General features: G+C 36.6%; 1 protein-coding gene. It reads right to left on the bottom strand.

The features are described 5' to 3' along the window. A partial coding sequence (locus EKM61_RS11875) for a replication initiation protein (RefSeq protein WP_164505773.1) occupies window positions 1-734 on the bottom strand: 734 nt, incomplete at its 3' end. Between the last annotated feature and the right edge of the window lie 889 nt (window positions 735-1,623).

Below are 1,623 nucleotides of genomic sequence, written 5' to 3'. Positions count from 1 at the left end.
TTTTGACGTTCATCTTGAAATTGACCTTGTGAGAAGTCGTTAGCGTCTTTCTTTTCAGGCTTCCAAGTAAAAGAATACCCAATTACTGGTTTCCCGCGGCCTTTACCATATTTCTTTCGAACAGTTAGGCCTCTAAAAAGAGGGGTTAATTCTTCTCTGATTGGTTTAAGAACGTATCTATCAACGTCTCCCGGCTTTTTCCAATAACTTTTAGGAATATCAAGTAACTCAAAAAAATCTTCTTTTGATAAAAAAGCATAACCGGTTGTTCTGAAACCTTTTAACAATCTAAAAGCGGTTTTAGCATAACTGCTTCGAAGATCTCTAAATTCCGCTAAAGCATATCTAACCCACGTGTCTAAATTATTAAGAAGTGGCAAAGCATCTTTATATACTTCAATGTCTATATAAGGAGAATCAGCTTCACCAACAATTCTGAATTTAGTAAACATAACAAACATTTCTCTATTTAATCCAGATTTACTACGTCTTCCAAAATGAAGCCCCATTAGTTTTTCATAAGTTCTTTGAATATCATCTTCAAAGCGATTATTTGCAGTTGGTTTATAGTTGCTCAAGTCTTTAAGTTGTTCAAAAGAAAATCTAACTGTTTGATCCCCTTTATCACGCATACGAGAAATAATTGAAAAAAATAGATTCATTTCAATAGGGGTGAATTTACGTAAGGGAATAGTATTAAGTTCTGGATCATATTTTATAAGTTCATTGCTCATAATTACACCTCCACAACTATTATATAAAATCAACGATTGTTTATCAACGATCACTATTAAAAACCTCGTTGATAAACAGACAAAACCTCGTTGATAAACAGACAAAACCTCGTTGATAAACAGACAAAACCTCGTTGATAAACAGACAAAACCTCGTTGATAAACTTCTGTGAGCCTTGGGAGAGTAAGGCTCAAGAGGGGTCTAAAAGAGGTTTAAAAAAGGTTTATAAAAGAGGTATAAAAGAGGCACCGCTGTACAAGATCAAAATCTAAAACAAAAATACAAAGGAGTGAGCCAAAAACCGGCTCACATTAAACTCCAGTCGCTATGCTCCTTGCGCCTCACTTCGTTCGTTGCCTAAAAAGGTGTGGCAAGCCACATTAATTCGGGCGCTGACGCCCCGAACCCCGTCCAAGCTGAGCCAGCTTGCCTGCTTTTTCACTCGCCGTTAGGCAGGAAAGCAAAGTTTTGTAGAAACTTTGGCTTTCGCCATTTCAGTGTAAAGACTGGTTAAGAGCTGTCAATTCCTTATGCTCCCACGCTACGCTCGTCCGCTACCATTGACAGCAAACAGTTAGTTTTTCTGAATCTTAACAAGAATTTAGCGGCTATGTTCGTTTTTAAGGGCCTTATTTTTTGTTTTCAGCGATTTTAAGGCTATTTATATACATTTATACCAAAGCCAAAATAAAAAGCCCTCAGCGACTTTTTAGAGGGCTAAATTACAAAGCCTGGGCGATTAATAATATCTTCTTGTCTTTTTTGCAAAATATAAGTGTATAAGGAATCATACAAATTCCTTTTGATCTCGTCAGGTTCATTGACAGAAGCTTCAAACAATTCTTGAATATCAACTTGCCAAGGATCAGCAAGCATTTCATCAATGGG

The organism is Loigolactobacillus backii (assembly GCF_003946275.1).
Lineage (GTDB): Bacteria > Bacillota > Bacilli > Lactobacillales > Lactobacillaceae > Loigolactobacillus > Loigolactobacillus backii.
Note: the sequence above shows the minus strand (reverse complement) of the source record. Positions and strands in the feature narration are given on the sequence as shown.